General features: G+C 68.1%; 15 protein-coding genes. 11 read left to right on the top strand and 4 right to left on the bottom strand.

The window, feature by feature from the left end; translation table 11 throughout:
* The first annotated feature begins 2 nt into the window (after positions 1-2).
* From RCP38_RS11755 to RCP38_RS11740, 4 genes are read left to right on the top strand one after another with little or no spacing between them, the layout of a single operon-like run.
* Positions 3-1,223, top strand: a complete 1,221-nt coding sequence (locus RCP38_RS11755) for an acyl-CoA dehydrogenase family protein (RefSeq protein WP_308473140.1) — start codon at positions 3-5, stop codon at positions 1,221-1,223.
* Complete coding sequence (locus RCP38_RS11750) at positions 1,220-1,996, top strand: SDR family oxidoreductase (protein WP_308473139.1); 777 nt, start codon at positions 1,220-1,222, stop codon at positions 1,994-1,996. Before RCP38_RS11755 ends, RCP38_RS11750 begins: the two co-directional genes overlap by 4 nt.
* Entirely contained in the window at positions 1,989-3,017 is a 1,029-nt protein-coding gene (locus RCP38_RS11745; protein WP_308473138.1) for a phosphotransferase family protein, read from the top strand. Before RCP38_RS11750 ends, RCP38_RS11745 begins: the two co-directional genes overlap by 8 nt.
* A gap of 5 nt (positions 3,018-3,022) precedes the next feature.
* Entirely contained in the window at positions 3,023-4,381 is a 1,359-nt protein-coding gene (locus tag RCP38_RS11740) for an MFS transporter (RefSeq protein ID WP_373692512.1), read from the top strand.
* Here RCP38_RS11740 and RCP38_RS11735 read toward each other — a convergent pair.
* On the bottom strand, positions 4,378-5,130 hold the full coding sequence (locus tag RCP38_RS11735) for a dienelactone hydrolase family protein (RefSeq protein WP_308473136.1): 753 nt from the start codon (positions 5,128-5,130) through the stop codon (positions 4,378-4,380). The genes RCP38_RS11740 and RCP38_RS11735 overlap by 4 nt on opposite strands.
* Positions 5,131-5,172: 42 nt before the next feature.
* Here RCP38_RS11735 and RCP38_RS11730 point away from each other — a divergent pair, with 42 nt between their 5' ends.
* The 3 genes from RCP38_RS11730 to RCP38_RS11720 are packed head-to-tail and all read left to right on the top strand — an operon-like array spanning position 5,173 to position 7,690.
* On the top strand, positions 5,173-5,973 hold the full coding sequence (locus tag RCP38_RS11730) for a thymidylate synthase (RefSeq protein ID WP_308473135.1): 801 nt from the start codon (positions 5,173-5,175) through the stop codon (positions 5,971-5,973).
* Positions 5,970-6,461, top strand: a complete 492-nt coding sequence (locus RCP38_RS11725; RefSeq protein WP_308473134.1) for a dihydrofolate reductase — start codon at positions 5,970-5,972, stop codon at positions 6,459-6,461. The genes RCP38_RS11730 and RCP38_RS11725 overlap by 4 nt, the downstream gene beginning before the upstream one ends.
* Positions 6,461-7,690: a winged helix-turn-helix domain-containing protein gene (locus tag RCP38_RS11720; protein ID WP_308473133.1), complete on the top strand. Its 1,230-nt coding sequence runs from the start codon at positions 6,461-6,463 to the stop codon at positions 7,688-7,690. The genes RCP38_RS11725 and RCP38_RS11720 overlap by 1 nt, the downstream gene beginning before the upstream one ends.
* Here the strand turns inward: RCP38_RS11720 and RCP38_RS11715 are convergent.
* Positions 7,675-9,162 carry a flavin-containing monooxygenase gene (locus RCP38_RS11715; protein WP_308473132.1) on the bottom strand — a complete coding sequence of 496 codons (1,488 nt, stop codon included), beginning with the start codon at positions 9,160-9,162 and terminating at the stop codon, positions 7,675-7,677. The genes RCP38_RS11720 and RCP38_RS11715 overlap by 16 nt on opposite strands.
* Positions 9,163-9,233: 71 nt before the next feature.
* On the opposite strand from RCP38_RS11715, the gene thyX reads away from it, so the two are divergent.
* From thyX to RCP38_RS11700, 3 genes are read left to right on the top strand one after another with little or no spacing between them, the layout of a single operon-like run.
* Positions 9,234-9,998 carry an FAD-dependent thymidylate synthase gene (thyX, locus tag RCP38_RS11710; protein WP_308473131.1) on the top strand — a complete coding sequence of 255 codons (765 nt, stop codon included), beginning with the start codon at positions 9,234-9,236 and terminating at the stop codon, positions 9,996-9,998.
* Positions 9,999-10,029: 31 nt separating this feature from the next.
* Complete coding sequence (dapA, locus tag RCP38_RS11705; protein ID WP_308473130.1) at positions 10,030-10,932, top strand: 4-hydroxy-tetrahydrodipicolinate synthase; 903 nt, start codon at positions 10,030-10,032, stop codon at positions 10,930-10,932.
* A gap of 8 nt (positions 10,933-10,940) precedes the next feature.
* Positions 10,941-12,617: a ribonuclease J gene (locus RCP38_RS11700; RefSeq protein WP_308473129.1), complete on the top strand. Its 1,677-nt coding sequence runs from the start codon at positions 10,941-10,943 to the stop codon at positions 12,615-12,617.
* Here RCP38_RS11700 and RCP38_RS11695 read toward each other — a convergent pair whose 3' ends face one another.
* Both RCP38_RS11695 and RCP38_RS11690 read right to left on the bottom strand, forming a co-directional pair.
* Positions 12,618-13,451 carry a mycofactocin-coupled SDR family oxidoreductase gene (locus RCP38_RS11695; protein WP_308473128.1) on the bottom strand — a complete coding sequence of 278 codons (834 nt, stop codon included), beginning with the start codon at positions 13,449-13,451 and terminating at the stop codon, positions 12,618-12,620.
* A complete protein-coding gene (locus tag RCP38_RS11690) occupies positions 13,448-13,762 on the bottom strand; it encodes a putative quinol monooxygenase (protein ID WP_308473127.1) in 315 nt (104 codons plus the stop codon). The genes RCP38_RS11695 and RCP38_RS11690 overlap by 4 nt, the downstream gene beginning before the upstream one ends.
* 143 nt (positions 13,763-13,905) lie before the next feature.
* Here RCP38_RS11690 and RCP38_RS11685 point away from each other — a divergent pair, with 143 nt between their 5' ends.
* Entirely contained in the window at positions 13,906-16,491 is a 2,586-nt protein-coding gene (locus RCP38_RS11685) for an FtsK/SpoIIIE family DNA translocase (protein WP_308473126.1), read from the top strand.
* The last annotated feature ends 34 nt before the right edge of the window (positions 16,492-16,525 follow it).

Below are 16,525 nucleotides of genomic sequence, written 5' to 3'. Positions count from 1 at the left end.
CGATGTCCTTGTTCGAAATATCCGAGCGCGCACAGAAATACCGGTCCGATCTGCTGGAGTTCATGGACGAGCGCGTCTACCCGGCGGAGGCCGTCTATGAGACGCAGATGGCCGAATCCGGCGACCCGCACTTCCAGCCGCCGATTCTGGAGGAGCTGAAGGCCGAGGCGCGCAAACGCGGACTGTGGAACCTTTTTCACCCCCACCCGGAGTGGGGGCCGGGCCTGACCAACTCCGAATATGCGCCGCTGGCCGAGATCATGGGCCGCAGCCCACACCTGGCGCCGGAAGCCTGCAACTGCAACGCCCCCGACACCGGCAACATGGAGGTGCTCACGCTGTTCGGCAGCGACGAGCACAAGGAGCGCTACCTCAAGCCGCTGCTGGAGGGCACCATCCGGTCGGCCTTCGCGATGACCGAGCCGCAGGTGGCCAGCTCCGACGCCACCAACGTGCAACTGGCGATGGTGCGTGACGGCGACGAGTACGTACTCAACGGCCGGAAGTGGTTCGCCTCCAACGCCTTGCACCAGAACTGCAAGGTGATGATCGTGATGGGCAAGACCGATCCGAACACCGCCACCCACCGCCAGCAGTCGATGATGGTCGTCCCCATCGACGCGCCGGGGGTGACCATCATGCGCGGGCTGCCGGTCTTCGGCTACCAGGACCGGGAAGGCCACGCCGAGATCGATTTCAAAGACGTCCGGGTACCGGCCAAAGACGTGCTCAAGGGCGAGGGGGAGGGGTTCGCGATCGCCCAGGCCCGGCTCGGCCCGGGCCGGATCCACCACTGCATGCGGGCCATCGGCATGGCCGAGCGGGCCCTGGAGTTGCTGTGTCGGCGTGCGCAGTCACGGGTCGCCTTCGGCAGGCCGGTCGCCGACAACGCCAACATCCGCGACTGGATCGCCGAGGCACGCATCGACATCGAGATGATCCGGCTGCTGACGCTCAAGACCGCCTACCTGATGGACACCGTCGGCAACAAGGAAGCCCAGGTCGAGATCGCGGCCATCAAGGTCGCCGCCCCCAACATCGCGCTCAAGATCGTCGACCGGGCCATTCAGGTGCACGGCGGTGGCGGTGTCACCGAAGACTTCCCGCTGGCCGGTTTCTGGGCACACCTGCGTACGCTGCGGCTCGCCGACGGCCCCGACGAGGTGCACAAGCGGGCCATCGCCCGCACCGAGCTGCGCAAGTATCGCGAGGACGCCCGATGAGCGCACCGGACATGCAGGGCCGCACCGCCGTTATCACCGGCGGATCGCGCGGAATCGGGCTGGCGATCGGACAGCGGCTGGCCGCGGCGGGCGCCAACGTGGTGCTGACCTCCCGCGACCAGGACAGTGCCGACGCGGCGGCGGCCCAGATCGACGGCAATGCGATCGGCGTCGCCGCGCACGTCGCCGAAGACGCTGCCGCGCAACGCTGTATCGACCTCACCCTGGAGAAATTCGGCAGCGTCGACATCCTGGTCAACAACGCCGGCACCAATCCGGCGTTCGGGCCGCTGATCGATCAGGACCACGCCCGGTTCGCCAAGATCTTCGACGTCAACCTGTGGGGCCCGTTGATGTGGACGTCGTGTGCGGTCAAGGCCTGGATGGGTGCGCACGGCGGGGTGGTGGTGAACACCGCATCGATCGGCGGGCTCAGCCACGCACCGCTGATGGGCATGTACAACGCCACCAAGGCCGCACTCATCCACGTCACCAAGCAACTCGCGCTGGAACTGTCACCCGGGATCCGGGTCAACGCCATCTGCCCCGGGGTGGTGCGCACCAAACTGGCCGAGGTGCTGTGGAAGGAACACGAACAGGGACTGTCGAGTGCCATCCCGTTGGGTCGCATCGGTGAACCCGTCGACGTGGCCGACGCGGTGCTGTTCCTGGCCTCGGATGCGGCGAGCTGGATCACCGGTCAGACCCTGGTGATGGACGGCGGCCAGATCCTCGGTGACGCAACCGGATACCGGGCGGTCTTCGGTGGCTGACCAACCGCTGGGGATCGACCCGGAGGCGGTGACGACGTGGATCGCCGGATTGGGGCTGTCCGACGGTGCTCCGTTGAGTTTCGAGCGGATCGGGATCGGACAGTCCAACCTGACCTACCGGGTCTCCGACGAGCGGGGCAACAGCTGGGTGCTGCGTCGGCCACCGTTGGGCACCCTGCTGGCCTCGGCCCACGATGTCGCCCGGGAGGCGCGGATCCTGTCGGCGTTGGGCGACACCGACGTCCCCACGCCGCAGGTGTACGGACTGACCCGGGACCACGAAGGAACCCCGCTGCTGCTGATGGAGTTCGTCGACGGGGTGGTGGCCGACCGGATGTCGGTGGCGCAGGAACTGACACCGCAACGGCGCCGGCAGATCGGGCTGTCCATGCCCAAGACGCTGGCCAAGATTCACGCCGTCGACATCACCGCGGTCGGTCTCGACGATCTGGCCAGCCACAATCCCTATGCCCAACGTCAGCTCAAGCGCTGGTCCGGCCAGTGGGAGAAATCCAAGACCCGTGAACTCCCCGCACTCGACGACCTGACCGGTCGCCTGACCGCCGCCATCCCACCGCAGCAGGAGCTGACCCTGGTGCACGGCGACTTCCACCTGCGCAACGTGATCACCGCACCGGACAACGGCGAGGTTATCGCGGTGCTGGACTGGGAACTGTCCACCCTCGGCGATCCGCTGGCCGACATGGGCAGCCTGCTCGCCTACTGGCCCGAGGTCGGCGAGGAGAACATCGCCGGCGAGTTCGTCATCAGCACCCTGGACGGATTCCCGAACCGCGCCGAACTGGCCCGGGCATATCTGGAGGAGACCGGTCGCGACGCGGCGACACTGCAGTACTGGCACGCGCTCGGGCTGTGGAAGGTGGCGATCATCGCCGAGGGTATTGTCCGGCGCGTGCTGGACAACCCTGCGAACAAGGCCGCCGCGGGCACCCCGATCACCGCGTGGATCGACGCACTGGTGGACAAGGCCCGCGAAGTCGCCGACGAGGCCGGAATTTGAGTCAGGTGGTCGCCGCCGCTGCGGAGACGCCTGCGGACCCGGCCGGCGGGGTGCCGAGACACCGGATCGCGCTGGCGTCGATGATCGGCACCACGATCGAGTTCTACGACTTCTACATCTACGCCGCCGCGGCGGTCACCGTCTTCCCGCACCTGTTCTTTCCGCGGGGAAACCCGGCGGCCGCGCTGCTGGCGTCGTTGGCCACGTTCGGCCTGGCGTTCGCGGCCCGGCCCCTGGGGTCGATCCTGTTCGGCCACTTCGGCGATCGGCTGGGCCGCAAGTCCACCCTGGTCGCCTCCCTGCTGCTGATGGGGGTGGCGACCTTCCTGATCGGCGTGCTGCCCACCTACCAGCAGGTGGGCCTGCTCGCGCCGATACTGCTGGCTGTGCTGCGGTTCTGCCAGGGACTGGCGCTCGGCGGTGAATGGAGCGGTGCTGCGCTGCTGGCCACCGAGACCGCCCGGCCCGGTCGGCGCGCCACGGCGGGGATCTGGCCGCAGTTGGGTGCGCCCGCGGGCTACCTGTTCGCCACCCTGATATTCCTGGTCCTGCTCCGCGGGCAGGGACCGGTCACCGCCGGCGACGACGGCTACGGCACGTTCCTCACCTGGGGGTGGCGGATCCCTTTCCTGCTCAGTGCGGTGATGGTGGTCGTCGGCCTGTATGTGCGGCTGCGGCTGGCCGAAACCCCGGTTTTCGCCCAGGCGGTCGCCGGAGGTAAGCGGGTCAACGCGCCGATCGCGGAGCTGCTGCGGGGCAGCTGGCGCCAGCTGATCATCGGCACACTGGTGATGGTGGTGGCCTACACGATCTTCTACATCGTGACGACCTGGAGCCTGAGCTACTGCACCGCCGAACGATCACCCGACGGCACCGGCCTGGGCTACGGCTATGCCGAGTTCCTCGGACTGCAACTGATCGCGGTGCTGTTCTTCATCGCCATGCTGCCGATCGTGGGAACCCTGGCCGACCGGTTGGGCCGGCGCCCGCTGCTGCTGTCCTTCACGGCCGCGATCATGGTGTACGGAACCACTTTCGGTGTGTTCCTGAACCCGACCGCCTCGACCGGGACGATGCTCGCCTTCCTGATCATCGGAATGACGTTGATGGGCTTGGTGTTCGGCCCGATGAGCGCGGTACTCCCGGAGCTGTTCCCGACCAATGTTCGCTACACCGGCTCGGGGGTCGCCTACAACGCGGCCAGCATCCTGGGTGCGGCGGTGGCACCGTTCATCACCACGTGGCTGGTCGCCAGCCACGGGGTGACGTGGGTGGGCGGTTATCTATCGATCGTCGCGGCGTGCTCGTTCGTGGCGCTGCTGGTGATGCGCGAGACCCGCGACACCGAACTGGTGGATCTCTAGCCCGATATCGACCCGCCGAGCGCACCGGCGAACACGTCGCGCAAGGCCGTCCAATGCCGAGCAGCGGCGTCGGCGTCATAGGGCACGTTGTCGGGAACGGCGAAGCCATGCGCGGCCGGATAGAACTCGACGGTGTGTGTCACGCCGGCGGCGCTCAGCGCCGCGTCGAGGGTCTCGGCGTGCGCGGCCGTGAACGATGCGTCATCGGTCGCGCCGGCGACATAGACGGTGCCGGTCATCCGGTCGGCCAGCAGATGCGGGCTGTCGGCGTCATCGGTGACTAGCCCGCCACCGTGGAACGACGCCGCCGCGGCCACCCGGTCGGGCAGACGTCCGGCCAACACCACCGAGGTACGTCCACCCATGCAGTAGCCGCACACCCCGAAGGAGTCCCCGCGCACTTCGGGCCGGCCCGCGAGGTAGTCGAAGAATGCGGTCGCGTCGGTCGTCATCCGGTCGAACGTCACGCTGTGCAGCATCGAGAACAGCCGGCCGCGCTCCTTGGCGTCGCCGAACACCGTCCCCATGTCGAACGGCGCCCAGTCGCCGTGCCGGTAATACATGTCGGGCAACAGCACGGTGTAGCCGAAGCCGGCCAGGTGGCTGGCCATCTCGTCGAAGGTCGCGCGCACCCCGCCGGCGTCGGGATACATCACCACGGCGGGCCACGGCCCGGCTCCCTCCGGGGTGAACAGGCGAACGGGGCAGTCGCCGTCGGGTGTGGAGACGGTGTCGGTGATCATCGGCATGGTCTCCGTTGTACCCCGCGCGCGTGGACGTAAGCTGCAGACGTGCCGATCGCCACTCCCTATGAGGATCTGCTTCGGTTCGTGCTGGAGAAGGGCACCCCGAAGGCCGACCGCACCGGAACCGGTACCCGCAGCGTGTTCGGTCACCAACTGCGCTACGACTTAGCCGCCGGGTTCCCGCTGATCACCACCAAGAAAGTGCACGTCAAATCGGTGATCTACGAACTGCTGTGGTTTTTGCGCGGCGACTCCAACATCGCGTGGCTGCACGAGCACGGTGTCACCATCTGGGACGAATGGGCTGCCGCGGACGGCGATCTCGGCCCGGTCTACGGCGTGCAGTGGCGGTCCTGGCCGACCCCGTCGGGCGAGCACGTCGACCAGATCACCGCGGCGGTGGACCTATTGCGCACCGACCCGGACTCGCGCCGCATCATCGTCTCGGCCTGGAACGTCGGCGAACTGCCCAAGATGGCCCTTGCGCCGTGCCACGCCCTGTTCCAGTTTTATGTGGCCGACGGGAAACTGTCCTGCCAGCTCTATCAGCGCAGCGCCGACCTGTTCCTCGGTGTGCCCTTCAACATCGCCAGCTACGCGCTGCTGACCCACATGATGGCCGATCAGGCCGGACTCGAGGTCGGCGAGTTCGTCTGGACCGGCGGTGACTGCCACATCTACGACAACCATGTCGAGCAGGTGCGCGAACAGTTGTCCCGAGACCCTCGGGAATACCCGAAACTTCGGCTAGCACAACGTAATTCGATCTTCGATTACACCTATGAAGACATCGAGATCTGCGACTATGATCCGCATCCGGCGATCAAGGCGCCCGTGGCGGTATGAGCGTAGCCGGCAGGGTCGGACTGATCTGGGCGCAATCGGTCTCCGGGGTGATCGGCCGGGACGGCGGAATCCCGTGGCGGCTGCCCGAGGACCAGGCGCGGTTCAAAGCGCTCACCGTGGGCCATCCGGTGGTGATGGGACGGCTCACCTGGGAGTCGCTGCCGGCCGCGGTACGCCCACTGCCGGGGCGCCCCAACGTGGTGGTGACCCGGCAGGCGGATTACCGCGCAGACGGCGCCCGGGTGGTGGCGTCCCTGGATGCCGCACTGACCGACGCCGAGACCTGGGTGATCGGCGGCGCCGAGATCTACGCGCTGGCCCTGCCCCGAGCCAACCGCTGCGAAGTCACCGAGATCGACGTGGACCTGGTGCCCCGGGACGGCGACGCGCTTGCCCCCGCGCTGGACCACCACTGGTCGGTGGTGAAAGGCGAGTGGCTCACCGGCGCCGGCGGTCTGCGCTACCGGTTCTGCAGCTACCACCGGTAATGCCGTCGCTGAGTGCGGCGCAGGCCCGCCGAATCGCCGTGGCCGCACAGGGATTCGGCACTCCCAAACCGCGTTCCGCCGTCACCCGCGCGCACCTGAAGCGACTGCTGTCGCGAATCCAGGTGCTGCAACTGGATTCGGTCTCGGTGGCCGTGCGCGCCCACTACGCGCCGGTGTTCAGCCGTCTCGGTCCCTACGACCGCGCTGTGCTGGATGCCGCCGCATGGAGCCACAGCGCCCGCTCACCGCGACTGCTGGTCGAGTACTGGGCGCACGAGGCGGCGCTGATGGCCGTAGACGACTGGCCGCTGATGCGCTGGCGGATGCGGCAGTGGCCGCACGGCCGATGGGGATCGCACATCGTGCGGGCCAACCCGCGATTGGTCGACGACGTCACCGCCGCGGTTGCCGAACTCGGCCCGGCGACCGCCGGCCAGATCGAAGCACACCTGGCCGCCGCATCCGGGCGGGCGGGCAAGGGGCCCTGGTGGAATCGCAGCGACACCAAATGGGTGGCCGAGGCACTGTTCGCGTCCGGGGTACTGACCACCGCGACCCGGGTCGGATTCGCCCGGCACTACGACCTGGTGGAGAACGTGCTGCCGGCGCGGGTACTGGCCACCGACATCGATGACGACGAGGCGATCCGGGAACTGCTACGCCGCGCCGCGACAGCGCTGGGCGTGGGCACCGAAGCCGATCTACGCGACTATTTCCGGCTGTCGCCCGCCCAGACGAAACCGGCGATCGCGCACCTGGTGGCATCCGGCGAACTGGAGAAGGTGACCGTCGCCGGCTGGGATGCCGACGCATATCTGCTTGCCGGACAAGCGATTCCGCGGATGGATCGGGGTACCGCGCTGCTGTGCCCGTTCGACCCGTTGATCTTCTTCCGGCCGCGGGTGCAGCGACTGTTCGACTTCCACTACCGCATCGAGATCTACACCCCGGCGCCCAAACGGCAGTACGGCTACTACGTCTGGCCGTTCCTGCTGGACGGGGAACTTGTGGCCCGGGTGGACCTCAAAGCCGACCGACCGCACGACGCACTGCACGTCGTCGGGGCGTTCATCGAGCCCGGCCGGTCACCGGATCGGGTCGCGCCGGCGCTGGCCGCCGAGTTGACCGCGATGGCGTCCTGGCTGCAGTTGAGCCGGGTCACGGTGGGGGAGCGCGGTGACCTGGCGGGCAGGCTACGAGCGGCCTGCCGGGATCAACCGATCCGGTAGTCGCTCAACGGGAATTCGCTGGCCTCTTTGATCGCCGTCTCGGTCGACGTCGGCCGCAGCAGCGCGGGATCCCCGTTGGGGCTGAAGTAGTAGGAGTGCGCGCTGGCGCAGTTGCCCTGGGTGAACACCGACTCGCCGAGCAGTTCGGTCATCCGGTCCAAAAACGCGGTGTTGGCCTCTTCGGTGACCTCGAACGTCGTTGCCCCACGCCGCTTGACCTCGGAGAAGAGTCGATCCATCAATCGCATCTGGTACTCCATGGTGTTGAAGAAGTTCAACCCCAGGAACGCATACGGACCGGCCAGGCTCAGGTAGTTCGGGAAGTAGGGCATCGACACACCCTGGTAGGACTGGAACCGGGTTTCGCGCCACCACTTCCCGAGGTCGCGGCCATCGCGGCCGATCACCTCGATCGCGGGGAAGTTGGCCTCCCACAGGTCGAACCCGGTCGCCAGCACCAGCGTGTCGATCTCGACCTTGCCGCCGTCCCTGCCGACGATCCCGTCGGCCTCGATGTGGTCGATACCGGCATCCTGCAGATGCACATTGGGCCGGGTGAACGCCTGGTAGTAGCCGTTGGAGAACGTCGGCCGCTTGCAACCGAAGTCGTAGTCCGGGGTCAGCCGGCGGCGCAGGTCCTTGTCCCGGATGACCAGGAACCGGTTGATCTTGGCCAGGTCTCCGGCCGCGATGTTGAACCGGCCACGAAACATCGAGTAGTGGCGGACCCCGATGGAGACCATCACCTCGTAGACCGAGTCGGTCAGCCAGCGGAAGACCCGCTGCGTCACCGGGAACCGGGCGAACATCCGCTTGGCCCACGGCGCGAACCGCAGGTCGATCTTGGGCACCACCCAGATCGGGGTGCGCTGGTAGACGGTCAGGTCCGCGGCGGTCTTGGCCAGTTCGGGGATCAACTGGACCGCGGTGGCCCCGGTGCCGATCACCGCGATGCGCTCACCGGCCGGGTTGTAGTCGTCGTCCCACGCGGTGGTGTGGATGACCTTGCCGCCGAAGGAGTCGATACCGGCGATGTCGGGGACGCGCGGTTGCGACAGGAAACCGGTGGCGGTGATCAGATACCGCGTGCTGATGATCTCGCCGCCGGCCAGGTTGACCCGCCACAGTGCGGCTTCCTCGTCCCAGCGGGCGCCCTCGACCACCGTGTTGTAGCGGATGTGCCGCAATACGTCGTACTTGGCGGCCACGTCGTCGGCGTACTTCTTGATCTCCGGGCCGGGGCTGAACATCCGTGACCAGTTCGGGTTGGGCTCGAAGAAGTAGGAATAGGTGGTGGTCGGAACGTCGACCGCCAGCCCCGGGTAGTGGTTGACATACCAGGTGCCGCCCAGGTCGTCCTCGCGTTCGAGGATGACGAAGTCGTCCATACCGAGGCGTTTGAGCTGGATCGCGGCACCGATGCCCGCGAACCCGGCGCCGACGATAAGCGCTTCGACCTGCTGCGTTGTCATGCGCCGATTTTATCCCAGCGCAGCGAGCGCGCCGTGTCCGTCGCGGTCGGACACACCTTAAGGTGAATGCCGTGGCTGAGACGACGCCGCTGTGCGTACAACTGATTGCCAAGACCGAGTTCACTCCGCCGCCGGACGTGGCGTGGAGCACCGACGCGGACGGCGGGCAGGCGCTGGTGGAGTTCGCCGGCCGGGCCTGCTACCAGAGCTGGTCCAAACCCAACCCCAAGACCGCCACCAACGCCGGATACCTGCAGCACATCATCGACGTCGGGCACTTCTCGGTGCTCGAGCACGCCAGCGTGACCTTCTACATCACCGGAATCTCCCGGTCGGCCACCCATGAGCTGATCCGGCACCGGCACCTGTCGTTCTCCCAGCTCTCGCAGCGCTACGTTCCGGAATCGGACTCGCGGATCGTGGTACCGCCCGGGATGGCCGACGATCCGGAACTGCAGCAGATCCTGATCGACGCCGCCGACGCCAGCCGGGCCGCCTACACCGAGTTGCTGGCTCGCCTGGAGGCGAAGTTCATCGCCGATCAGCCCGGCGAGAAGATGGCGCTGCTGCGGCGGAAGCAGGCCCGCCAGGCCGCCCGTGCCGTGCTGCCCAACGCCACCGAGACCCGCATCGTGGTGACCGGCAACTATCGGGCGTGGCGGCATTTCATCGCGATGCGTGCCAGCGAACATGCCGATGTCGAGATCCGCGGGCTGGCCATCGAGTGTCTGCGCCGGCTCACCGAGGTGGCGCCGGCCGCGTTCGGCGACTTTCAGATCAGCATGCTGGCCGACGGCACCGAGGTCGCGACCAGTCCGCTCGCCACCGAGGTCTGAGCAACTCGGTGGGCCAGGTAATCTTGGGGCCGTGAGCAGCAGCGGATTCGACGCCAAGGCGCAGCTGGGCACCGTCATTACCGCGATGGTGACCCCGTTCGGCGCCGACGGTTCGGTGGACACCGACGCCGCGGTACGCCTGGCGAACCGCCTCGTCGACGCCGGTTGTGACGGTTTGGTGGTCTCCGGGACCACCGGTGAGTCACCGACCACCGCGGACTACGAGAAGCTGACCCTGCTGCGGGCGGTGGTGGAAGCGGTCGGTGACCGGGCTCGGGTCATCGCCGGAGCCGGCAGCAACGACACCGAACACAGCGTCCGCCTGGCCGAGGCCTGCGCCGGGGTCGGCGCACACGGACTGCTGGTGGTCACCCCGTACTACTCGCGGCCGTCGCAGGCCGGATTGCGGGCGCACTTCACCGCCGTCGCCGACGCCAGTGCGCTGCCGGTGATGCTCTACGACATTCCGGCCCGCTCGGTGGTGCCGATCGCTCCGGACACCATCTTCGAACTGGCCGAACACCCCAACATCGTCGCGATCAAGGACGCCAAGGGCGACCTGCACGCCGGCGCGCAGATCATGGCCGAGACCGACCTGGCCTACTACTCCGGCGACGACGCACTCAACCTGCCCTGGCTGGCGATGGGCGCCACCGGATTCGTCAGCGTCATCGGGCACTTCGCCGCCGGCCAATTGCGCGACATGCTGGCCGCTTTCGAATCCGGTGACGTCGAGACCGCCCGCAAGATCAACGTCTCGATCGCGCCGCTGTCCAACGCGATGGGCCGGGTCGGCGGGGTGTCGTTCGTCAAGGCCGGTCTGCGGCTGCAGGGCTTCGACGTGGGCGACCCGCGGTTGCCGATGGTCCCGGCGTCGGCCGCCGAGGTCGACGAACTGGCCATCGACATGCGCGCCGCGTCCGTTCTCGGGTGAGGGCACGGGTGACTGACGATCTGACTCCGCCGGGCCCGCTGACCGAAGGCGGGCTGCGGGTGACGGCACTCGGCGGGATCAGCGAAATCGGCCGCAACATGACCGTTTTCGAGCATCTCGGCCGATTGCTGATCATCGACTGTGGTGTGTTGTTCCCGGGACACGACGAGCCCGGCGTGGACCTGATCCTGCCGGACATCCGGCACATCGCCGACCGGCTCGACGACGTCGAGGCGCTGGTGCTCACCCACGCCCACGAGGACCACATCGGGGCCATCCCGTTCCTGCTCAAACTGCGGGGCGACATTCCGGTGGTCGGTTCGAAGTTCACCCTGGCCCTGGTGGCCGCCAAATGCCGCGAGCACCGGATCAAGCCGGTCTTCGTCCAGGTGGCCGAAGGCCAGCGCAGCACGCACGGGGTCTTCGAATGCGAATACTTCGCGGTGAACCACTCGATCCCGGATGCGCTCGCGATCGCGGTGCACACCGGCGCGGGCACCGTGCTGCACACCGGCGACATCAAACTCGACCAGTTGCCGCCGGACGGCAGGCCCACCGACCTGCCCGGCATGTCCCGACTCGGCGACCGCGGCGTGGACCTGTTGCTGTGCGACTCGACCAACTCCGAGATCCCCGGCGTCGGCCCCAGTGAGAGCGAGGTGGGGCCCACCCTGCACCGGTTGATCCGCGGCGCCGAGGGGCGGGTCATCGTGGCCTGTTTCGCCTCCAACGTCGACCGGGTGCAGCAGATCATCGATGCCGCGGTATCGCAGGGGCGGCGGGTGGCCTTCGTCGGTCGATCCATGGTCCGCAACATGGGGATCGCCAAGGACCTGGGGTTCCTGCGGGTCACCGACCGTGACGTGGTCGATATCGGCGCGGCCGAAGAGATGCCGCCCGAGAAGGTGGTGCTGATCACCACCGGGACGCAGGGCGAGCCGATGGCGGCGCTGTCGCGGATGTCCCGCGGCGAGCACCGATCGATCACCCTGACCGCCGGTGACCTGGTGGTGCTGTCGTCGTCGTTGATCCCCGGCAACGAAGAGGCCGTGTTCGGCGTGATGGATGCCCTGGCCAAGATCGGTGCCCGGGTGGTCACCAACGCCGCGGCCCGCGTGCACGTCTCCGGGCACGCCTACGCCGGCGAACTGCTGTTCCTCTACAACGGGATCCGGCCCCGCAACGTGATGCCGGTGCACGGCACCTGGCGGATGCTGCGGGCCAACGCGGCGCTGGCGATGCGCACCGGCGTGGCCGAGGAGAACATCGTGCTGGCCGAGAACGGTGTCAGCGTCGATCTGGTCGCCGGGCAGGCCCGTATCGCCGGGGCGGTGCCGGTCGGCAAGATGTTCGTCGACGGACTGGTCGACGGTGACGTCGGGGATGCGACGCTGGGGGAGCGGCTGATCCTGTCCAACGGATTCGTCGCGGTGACGGTGGTGCTGCGCCGCGGGACCGGCAAACCGGTGGCCCCGCCGCACCTGCACTCGCGGGGCTTCTCCGAAGACCCCAAGGCGCTGCAGCCCGTCGCCCGCAAGGTCGAAGCCGAACTGGAATCCCTTGCCGTCGACCAGATCACCGATCCGGTCCGGATCGCGCAGGCGGTGCGGCGGACCGTCGGTAAATGGGTCGGCGAGGTCTACCGGCGCCAGCCGATGATCGTGCCGACGGTGATCGAGGTCTAGCTACACCTTGTTGAGGAAGCCCGCGTCGATGGGCAGGGTGATGCCGGTGAGGTAGCGGGCTGCGTCCGATACCAGCCAGGCCACCGCGTTGGCGACGTCCTCGGGCTCCAGCACCGCGACCGGCAGCGCATTGCTCATGTCCGGGACCGAACCCGTCTGGGCGACCAGTTGCGCGAGCCACCCCCGGATGTAGTCGTTGTTGATCATCGGTGTGTCGACACCGACCGGGTGCACCGAGTTCACCCGAATGCTGTGCTGGGCCAGCAGGTTGGCGTAGACCCGCATCAGCCCGACCAGTCCGTGCTTGGACGCCGTGTAGCCGATGGCACCCGAGTCGTGGCTGCCGATGCCGGCCAGGCCCGCGGCCGAACTGATCAGCACGATCGACCCGCCGTCGCCCTGCTCGATCATCGTCGGGATGACCGCCTCGATGGTGTGGTAGGCGCCGGTCAGGTTGACGTCGATGACGTCGCGCCAGCCGTCGGCCGCGGCCATCGGGGCGATTCCGGCATTGGCCACCACGATGTCGAGGCGGCCCAGCTCGTCGAGTCCGGCCTGCAGTGCGGTCGCAAGGGCATCCTGGTCACGGACGTCGGCCTGCCGGGCCACGATGCGTGCCCCGGTGTCCTCGACCAGCTTGACGGTGGCCGCCAGGTCATCGGGGTCCGCCAGCGGATAGGGCACGCTGGCGATCTGCTCGCAGAAGTCGACGGCGATGATGTCCGCGCCGTCGGCGGCCAACCGCAGGGCGTGGGCGCGGCCCTGCCCGCGGGCCGCCCCGGTGATCAGCGCGACCTTCCCCCGTAGGGCTTTGCTCGATGGCCGGTCCGTCACGACCGCAGCACACCCTTGGCGGCGTCGCCGGCCGGAAGCGGCTGCAGCATCTTGATGTCGGGGGCGCCGTCGAGGTGCTCGGACAGGCCGGCGAAGAGCGCACCGACCGCGGGTGCCGTCGAGTGCGCCTGCAGGGCCTCGGTGTCGGCCCACTGCTCGATGAACACGAACGCGCCGTCGGACTCGTGCAGGGAGTACAGCTGGCAACCCGGTTCCTGGTGTACCTGGGCCACCGCCTTGGTGCAGATGTCGCGGACCGTGTCGACCGATTCCGGCTTGACGGTGAAGGTGGCGATGACGACCACGGGCATGTGCGGCTCCTGGGTAGACGGGGGTGAGAACGCGGTTCTCGGGTCACCCTACCCAGCTCTGAGCCGGATGAACGGCGAACCGATCGGTAGGGGCCAGTGTGGCTTAAGATACGGATGAGGCAATTGCGACTAGGCTGGCCACCATGGCGAGTAAGACGGCTAGTAAGACTCCCGCGCGTTCTGGAACCCGAAACACCAGGTCAAAGGCCAGTAGCCGGGGTGGAACGCGGTCGGCGGCGTCCCGGCCGGCGGCGAAGCCCCGCCGCGCCACGCGGCAACACTCGCGGCCGGTGGCGCTCGGCATGGCATGCGGACGTCTTGCCCGCGCGACCTGGCTGATGGTGGCCAAAGGCGCCGGCGGCGCGGCCCGGTCGGTGGGCCGTGCACACGACATCGACCCCGGGCATCGCCGCGACGGCATCGCGCTGGCACTGCTGGGCCTGGCGATGGTGACGGTCGCCAGCTGCTGGCTGGACGCTGCCCGGCCGGTCGGCGCCTGGATCGATACCGGTCTGCGCAGCGTGATCGGCGGGGCCGTGGTGCTGCTTCCGGTCTTCGCCGCCGTCGGTGGAGTGCTGCTGATGCGCACCGAACCGGATCCGGAGAACCGGCCCCGGCTGATCCTGGGATCGGCGATGGTCGCACTGCCGATCCTGGGCCTGTGGCACCTGTGGTCCGGCTCGCCGCAGAGCCCCGAGGGCCGTCTGCACGGCGCCGGTTTCGTCGGCTTTGTGATGGGTGGACCGCTCGCCGATGGGCTGACGCCGTGGATCGCCGCACCGCTGCTGTGCATCGGCGTGTTGTTCGGGGTGCTGCTGTTGACCGGCACCACGCTGCGCGAGGCACCCGAGGCGCTACGCGCCATGTTCCGCGGCTATGACGAGGACGACTACTACGACGGCGATTACGACGACTTCGACGAGCACGCCGACGACCTCGGCTACGACGGGGTCGACTACGACGACGGCTACGACGCCCCCGAACCGGTCCCGACCCGGGCCCGCGGCGCCGGCCGGGCCAGCCGGTTCGCCGCCGAACCCGAACCCGAGGCCGCCGACGACGTCCCGGACTGGCAATCGCGCACTCCGCTGGACAACTATCCGCTCGACGAAGCCCCCGCGGACCCGCCGCCCGCCAAGCCGGCCCGGCGCAAGGCGCCCAAGGAGCCCAAGCCGGCCAAGCCCGCCGGTCAGGACGCCACCGTCGTCATCGACCGGGTGGTGGAAGGCCCCTATACCCTGCCGGCGCTGAGCCTGCTGGTCGCCGGGGATCCGCCGAAGCAACGTACCGTCGCCAACGAGCAGATGTCCGATGCCATCACCTCGGTGCTCGACCAGTTCAAGGTCGACGCCGCCGTCACCGGCTGCACCCGCGGTCCCACCGTCACCCGCTACGAGGTGGAGCTGGGCCCGGGGGTCAAGGTCGAGAAGATCACCGCCCTGCAGCGCAACATCGCCTACGCGGTGGCCACCGAGAGCGTCCGGATGCTCGCGCCCATCCCCGGCAAATCCGCCGTCGGCATCGAGGTGCCCAACTCCGACCGCGAGCTGGTGCGGCTCGCCGACGTGCTGACCGCGCCGTCCACCCGCGGTGACCACCACCCGCTGGTGATCGGCCTGGGCAAGGACATCGAGGGCGACTTCATCTGCGCGAACCTGGCCAAGATGCCGCACCTTCTGGTGGCCGGCTCCACCGGTTCGGGCAAGTCCAGCTTCGTCAACTCGATGCTGGTGTCACTGCTGGCGCGCGCCACCCCGGAGGAGGTCAGGATGATCCTGATCGACCCGAAGATGGTGGAACTCACGCCGTATGAAGGCATTCCGCACCTGATTACCCCGATCATCACCGAGCCGAAGAAGGCCGCCGCGGCGCTGGCCTGGTTGGTGGAGGAGATGGAGCAGCGCTACCAGGACATGAAGGCGTCCCGGGTGCGTCACATCAACGACTTCAACGACAAGGTGCGCTCCGGGGAGATCACCACACCACTGGGCAGCGAACGGGCCTACCGGCCCTATCCCTACATCCTCGCGGTCGTCGACGAACTCGCCGACCTGATGATGACCGCGCCGCGGGACGTCGAAGAGGCCATCGTCCGGATCACCCAGAAGGCCCGGGCCGCCGGCATCCATCTGGTGCTGGCCACCCAGCGGCCCTCGGTGGACGTCGTCACCGGCCTGATCAAGACCAACGTGCCGTCCCGGCTGGCGTTCGCGACCTCGTCGCTGACCGACTCGCGAGTCATCCTGGATCAGCCGGGCGCGGAGAAGCTGATCGGTATGGGCGACGGACTGTTCCTGCCGATGGGCGCCAACAAGCCGATCCGGCTGCAGGGCGCGTTCATCTCCGACGAAGAGATCCAGGCCGTCGTCAGCGCCTGCAAGGAACAGGCCGAACCGGAGTACACCGAGGGTGTCACCGCGGTGAAGACGGGCGGTGACCGCGCCGACGTCGACCCCGATATCGGCGACGACATGGAGGTGTTCCTGCAGGCCGTCGAACTGGTGGTGTCCAGCCAGTTCGGGTCCACCTCGATGCTGCAGCGCAAGCTGCGGGTGGGCTTCGCCAAAGCAGGCCGGCTGATGGACCTGATGGAGACCCGCAGCATCGTGGGGCCCTCGGAGGGGTCCAAGGCACGCCAGGTGCTGGTCAAGCCCGACGAGCTGGCCGCGACCCTGATGGCCATCCGCGGCGGCGGCGAACCGGATACCAGCGACACCGAAGACTTCTAGCCGCCGTCACCGGAGTCCGCTGAAGAACCGGCGG

The sequence above is a fragment of the Mycolicibacter sp. MU0083 genome, from assembly GCF_963378075.1.
Classification (GTDB): domain Bacteria; phylum Actinomycetota; class Actinomycetes; order Mycobacteriales; family Mycobacteriaceae; genus Mycobacterium; species Mycobacterium kokjensenii.
Note: the sequence above shows the minus strand (reverse complement) of the source record. Positions and strands in the feature narration are given on the sequence as shown.

Bases quoted from the DNA above. Each gene is read 5' to 3' on its own strand.
- RCP38_RS11755 (WP_308473140.1), top strand. From the start codon at position 3: ATGTCCTTGTTCGAAATATCCGAGCGCGCACAGAAATACCGGTCCGAT.
- RCP38_RS11750 (WP_308473139.1), top strand. From the start codon at position 1,220: ATGAGCGCACCGGACATGCAGGGCCGCACCGCCGTTATCACCGGCGGA.
- RCP38_RS11735 (WP_308473136.1), bottom strand. From the start codon at position 5,130: ATGCCGATGATCACCGACACCGTCTCCACACCCGACGGCGACTGCCCC.
- RCP38_RS11725 (WP_308473134.1), top strand. From the start codon at position 5,970: ATGAGCGTAGCCGGCAGGGTCGGACTGATCTGGGCGCAATCGGTCTCC.
- RCP38_RS11720 (WP_308473133.1), top strand. From the start codon at position 6,461: ATGCCGTCGCTGAGTGCGGCGCAGGCCCGCCGAATCGCCGTGGCCGCA.
- RCP38_RS11715 (WP_308473132.1), bottom strand. From the start codon at position 9,162: ATGACAACGCAGCAGGTCGAAGCGCTTATCGTCGGCGCCGGGTTCGCG.
- RCP38_RS11690 (WP_308473127.1), bottom strand. From the start codon at position 13,762: ATGCCCGTGGTCGTCATCGCCACCTTCACCGTCAAGCCGGAATCGGTC.
- RCP38_RS11685 (WP_308473126.1), top strand. From the start codon at position 13,906: ATGGCGAGTAAGACGGCTAGTAAGACTCCCGCGCGTTCTGGAACCCGA.